The organism is Methanospirillum hungatei (genome assembly GCF_020216685.1).
Taxonomy (GTDB): Archaea; Halobacteriota; Methanomicrobia; order Methanomicrobiales; family Methanospirillaceae; genus Methanospirillum; species Methanospirillum hungatei_B.
Genome location: NZ_JAIWNS010000265.1, coordinates 1 through 4,689 on the forward strand (window position 1 = coordinate 1; position 4,689 = coordinate 4,689).

Below are 4,689 nucleotides of genomic sequence, written 5' to 3' on the forward strand. Positions count from 1 at the left end.
TAAAACTGAACAGTCTCACCTGGTAAAACAGGTTCTGGTTCCACCGGACGGAGAACTTGTCCATAATGGTTGTATTCCCGTATCTGATCTTGTATCGGTATCCGGGACCAGGGCCTGTTATCAGTTTGGAAAATTGTCTGGTTCATTTATAAATCCTCTTCTCCTCCTGCCCGGATACAAAACTCCGCTCATGCTGGCTGCAGGGGCTGCCCTGCTTCTTGGTTATGATCCCGCTGGTTTATCAGATTTTTCAGCTCTTCCCGGACGCATGGAGGTCACGAAGGATACTGGTTACACCATGATCGATAATGCAAACAGCGGGACCTGTTATTCAACAACGCTTGATGCATACCGGTATGGGAGAGAGATAGCTGGAAATGAACCGGTAACCCTCATCATCGGCCAGGAGTCAGCATCGGTATGTGAAAACTTCAGCACTCATGAGATCTGTGCATCCATCTCTGATATCAATCCCCAGGATGTCATCCTCATCCCTGGAGATGAACGGATTATGAAGGAAGAGATCATACAGTACTGTGCACATACCGGGATCACCTGCACCTGCGCTAATTCAACTGAAGAAGGAATCAGAAGAGCGAAAACCCTGAATAACACTCTCATTTTATTGTCTGTAAAACGGTGGAAATAATGAAGTATGTACAGCCCCGGCCCAGTTCTATTGTCGCTACCCTGTATACTGCCCGTGACCTAGAAGTTGATGTGGCCGTCCTCCATGGCCCCTCCGGATGCTCTTTTAAGCATGCACGGCTTTTGGAAGAGGATGGTATGCGTGTTCTGACGACATCTCTTGCCGAGAATGAGTTTGTCTTTGGGGGACAGGGACGGCTTGAAGATGTAATTCTCTATGCAGAAGAGAAGTTTGCCCCGAAACGGATGGCGGTCATGGGAACCTGTGTCTCGATGATCATCGGTGAGGATCTGCAGGCTGCGATAGATAACTCAGGTGTCAGTACCGAGACGATAGCCGTGGATATTCATGCCGGATTTACCGAGAATATAGATGGAGTCATTGCAACATTAAAGCCTGCAGCCGAGATCGGATGGATCTCATCAGACGAACTGGCACGCCAGCAGGAATTATTAAAGGCAGCAAATCAGGTAGAGCGGCTTCGGGGAGCGGCCGTCAGAGAGTACATCGAGCCATCACGGGGAGATCTGAAGCATAAGGTTGCAGAACGTCTAGTCAATCTCATACAGGACGGAAAAAAAGGCGTTGCCATCATGAATGCAAAGAAGGAGACTGCATACATGTTTGCCGATGGGCTTACTGCTCTCCATGAGCTTGCACCTGATGCTCCCATCACCTATTCTGTAAATCTTGAGATGCGGGGGCTTCCTAAGGTAAGAAGAGATGCGGAGCGTATCATTGATGATCTTGATTCAACTGGTCTTTCGTATGTGAAACAAGGTGCACTTGACGAATACGGAGCGACCGGAGATATGCTGGGCCGGTGGATACAGGATGAGAATCCTGATTTTGCATTCATTACCGGTGTGCCTCATGCCATCCCACGGGAATATACCGATGGGATCGAGTGTTTTTCGGTGACAAACGGTCCTCGCCAGGTTGCTCCACTCAAGGATCTGGGGCATGAACATGTGATTGTTGAGATCGATCTCCATCCACGAACCCTTGGTGTAAGAAGTATTGTGGAGTCCGAATTTGGAGCGGTCCTTCGGAGTTTTCTATGAAGGCATTCCTGATCTCCGGTGACCGGTCGGGATCAGGAAAAACCAGTATAACCCTCGCAATAGCAGCAGCTCTTGCAAAACGACACACCGTTCAGACATTTAAGGTTGGGATGGACTATATCGATCCTTCCTACCTGACGGGGGTTACCGGGCGGCCATGCAGGAATCTTGACTCATTTGTGATGAGCCAGGATGAGATGACTGCCGTATTTGACCATGCCTGTATTGGTGCAGATATTGCAATTATTGAGGGCGTCAGGGGCCTATATGAAGGGGCCGACAGTATTGCTGATATCGGCAGCACAGCATCGATTGCAAAGCACTTCCAATTACCGATAATCCTGGTGATAGATGCCCGGAGCATTACCCGGAGTGCGGCAGCCCTTTTGTGTGGATTCATGAGATTTGATCCTGATGTTCAGATTGCAGGAGTTATCCTCAACAATGTCAGGGGAGAGAAGCATATCAGAAAAGCGACTGAGGCTATCCGGCATTATTGTAATATCCCGGTGATCGGTGCAATTCCACGGGTCGATAACCTGGACCTGACCATGCGGCATCTGGGTCTTGTTCCGTTTGAAGAGGGTCTGAAGGATCAGCCGTTCCTTGAACGGGTCTCATCCATCGTTGAGATGATATGCAGTCACCTGGATATAGACGCTCTGCTCTCCCTCTCACGTGAGATGAACAGTTCTCTCCGTATTCCTGGCCTATTTGCATCAGCCGGGCAGCACCACCACGAAAGAATTGCTGTCGCACGGGATGAGGCATTCAATTTCTACTATGCAGATCTCTTTTCACTCATCAAAGCACAAGGGTATAATATTGAGTATTTCTCACCGGTTCATGGAGATCTACCTGATGCAGAAGGGTATATTCTTGGTGGCGGGTATCCGGAGTACTATGGTCGGGAACTTGCAGATAACCAGTCCATGATGGAGGATCTCCGTACAGCAGCAAAAGATGAGAGGCCCATTTTAGCCGAATGCGGTGGCCTTATGTATTTATGCAGAGAGATAGAGATTCTACAGGATTTTTCAGGTCTTTCTGCCAGGACATCATTCAAAATGGCCGATGTGCTTCCTGCCCGATGTACCATTCCAAAAAAACGGGTCGTCACCTATGTCTCCGGAAAGACGACACCATATTTTCCCTATGCAGCCAGGCCTCTTCCGGTGAAAGGTCATGCCTTTCATTACTCCACGGTTCATCCGGATAATGGAACAACATATGGGTATGAACTGGATCGTGGGTTTGGGATAGATGCAACTCATGACGGGATGGTGCTTCATAAGGTGGTCGGATCCTATACGCACATTCATCCAGTCCCGTCACGGGATCTGCTCTATTCATTCTTGTCCGCTTGTTTGTCTGACTCATCTGTATAATTGGTCAGATTGTTCTTTTTTTCCTTCTGCACCAGGTCCGGCAGGTTGATCCTTTATGAGAAGTCGAGTCAGATACTTTGGTATGCAGATATATATCGATGGGAAATTCTATCCCAAAGAGGAGGCTAAGGTATCAGTTTTTGATCATGGGTTTCTCTATGGAGATGGAGTTTTTGAAGGAATAAGAGCATATTCCGGAAGAATCTTCCGACTAGAGGAACACCTTGACCGCCTGTATGATTCTGCAAAAACCATCGATCTTGCTGTTCCGATAACGAAGGAGGAGATGACTGCTGCAATCATCGAGACCTGCAAAAAGAATAATCTGACCAATGCATATATAAGACCAATTGTAAGCCGTGGTGTGGGAGATCTGGGGCTTGATCCCCGGAAATGCCCGAAGGCCAGTGTTGTTATCATGGCTGTTGAGTGGGGTGCCATGTACGGCGATCTCTATGAGAAAGGTCTGAAAGCAGTCACGGTTTCAGTCCGGAGAAATCCTGCTGAAGCTCTTCCACCAAATGTCAAGAGTCTGAATTATCTGAATAACATTCTTGCCAAGATTGAGGCGAACTGCAAGGGTGGGGATGAAGCAATCTTCTTTGATACGAATGGATATGTCTCTGAAGGTTCCGGGGATAACATCTTCGTCATCAAAAACGGAGTTATTATCACTCCACCGACTTTGAACAATCTCAGGGGTATTACCCGGATGGTGGCTCTCGAGATCGCAACTTCACTTGGTATCACTGTGCACGAGCGCAATATGGGATACTATGATCTGTACTGTGCAGATGAGGTCTTTGTAACAGGAACTGCAGCCGAAATAGCCCCGATTACCTGGATTGACGGAAGGACAATCGGTACTGGTAAACCAGGTTCCATCACGCGTCAGTGTATGGAGCAGTTCAAAATTGTGGTACAGAAGGAAGGAACACCTATCGTATAGGTGAAACGACCATAATATTTTTAAGTACAGACGTAGACATCTTATGGCACAGCTGATATAGTGTAGTCCGGCCAATCATGTCGGCCTTTCACGCCGACGACTGGGGTTCGAATCCCCATATCAGCATATAACTATTCTCTCAATATCTTTTATCCTAAAAATTCATTCATTAATAATAAAATTAATTTAAATTTTATTCAGTCTTTTATGTTCGGTTCACCTTTTTTGGGAAGTTTAGAAAACTATTATATAGGATTTTCAGGATTTTAACCCTTTTTTTATCGCTCCAAAGTTTGCAACAGGTATGTTTTCCTATTGAACTCTTGTGAACATAGCATTTTTCACTCAAAAACGTTCAAAAATTATTGTTCCGCTTCGATGAAGATGAGATATATACTAATAAAGAGAGACTACCTTCATCCAGATAGATATAATGAAACCTGAAAGGGAATATGTCCGAGATAATTCATGCCCTCTATGTTGATGATGAACCGGATCTCCTCCACTTAGGGAAGTTGTTCCTTGAACAGAAAGGGGATATCAGAGTTACCACTGTTACCAGTGCAATCGACGCCCTTTCATGGATGCAGGACCACGTTTGTGATATCATCGTTTCAGAGTACCAGATCCCTGAAATGG

Annotated in this window: 4 protein-coding genes, 1 tRNA gene and 1 pseudogene; all 6 read left to right on the top strand. The window is 46.5% G+C overall.

Annotated elements, in window-relative coordinates:
* Positions 1-649, top strand: a pseudogene (locus tag LDL35_RS14580) (hypothetical protein); the annotation flags it as partial.
* Positions 649-1,713 (top strand): Ni-sirohydrochlorin a,c-diamide reductive cyclase catalytic subunit, encoded by a 1,065-nt coding sequence (gene cfbD, locus LDL35_RS14585; RefSeq protein ID WP_304023750.1) that lies wholly within the window; start codon positions 649-651, stop codon positions 1,711-1,713. The pseudogene LDL35_RS14580 and the gene cfbD, both read left to right, overlap by 1 nt.
* The gene (gene cfbB, locus LDL35_RS14590) at positions 1,710-3,101 is read left to right on the top strand and encodes a Ni-sirohydrochlorin a,c-diamide synthase (protein ID WP_304023752.1); all 1,392 of its coding nucleotides are present in this window, start codon (positions 1,710-1,712) and stop codon (positions 3,099-3,101) included. The genes cfbD and cfbB overlap by 4 nt, the downstream gene beginning before the upstream one ends.
* Positions 3,102-3,183: 82 nt before the next feature.
* Entirely contained in the window at positions 3,184-4,050 is an 867-nt protein-coding gene (gene ilvE / locus LDL35_RS14595; RefSeq protein WP_304023754.1) for a branched-chain-amino-acid transaminase, read from the top strand.
* A gap of 51 nt (positions 4,051-4,101) precedes the next feature.
* Positions 4,102-4,176 (top strand) — tRNA-Glu (locus LDL35_RS14600).
* A gap of 326 nt (positions 4,177-4,502) precedes the next feature.
* Positions 4,503-4,689: response regulator (locus tag LDL35_RS14605; protein ID WP_369694953.1), on the top strand; the 187-nt coding region annotated here is incomplete at its 3' end.

Excerpts from the sequence above, each read along its gene's own strand:
- cfbD (WP_304023750.1), top strand. The coding sequence starts at position 649 with ATGAAGTATGTACAGCCCCGGCCCAGTTCTATTGTCGCTACCCTGTAT.
- cfbB (WP_304023752.1), top strand. The coding sequence starts at position 1,710 with ATGAAGGCATTCCTGATCTCCGGTGACCGGTCGGGATCAGGAAAAACC.
- ilvE (WP_304023754.1), top strand. The coding sequence starts at position 3,184 with ATGCAGATATATATCGATGGGAAATTCTATCCCAAAGAGGAGGCTAAG.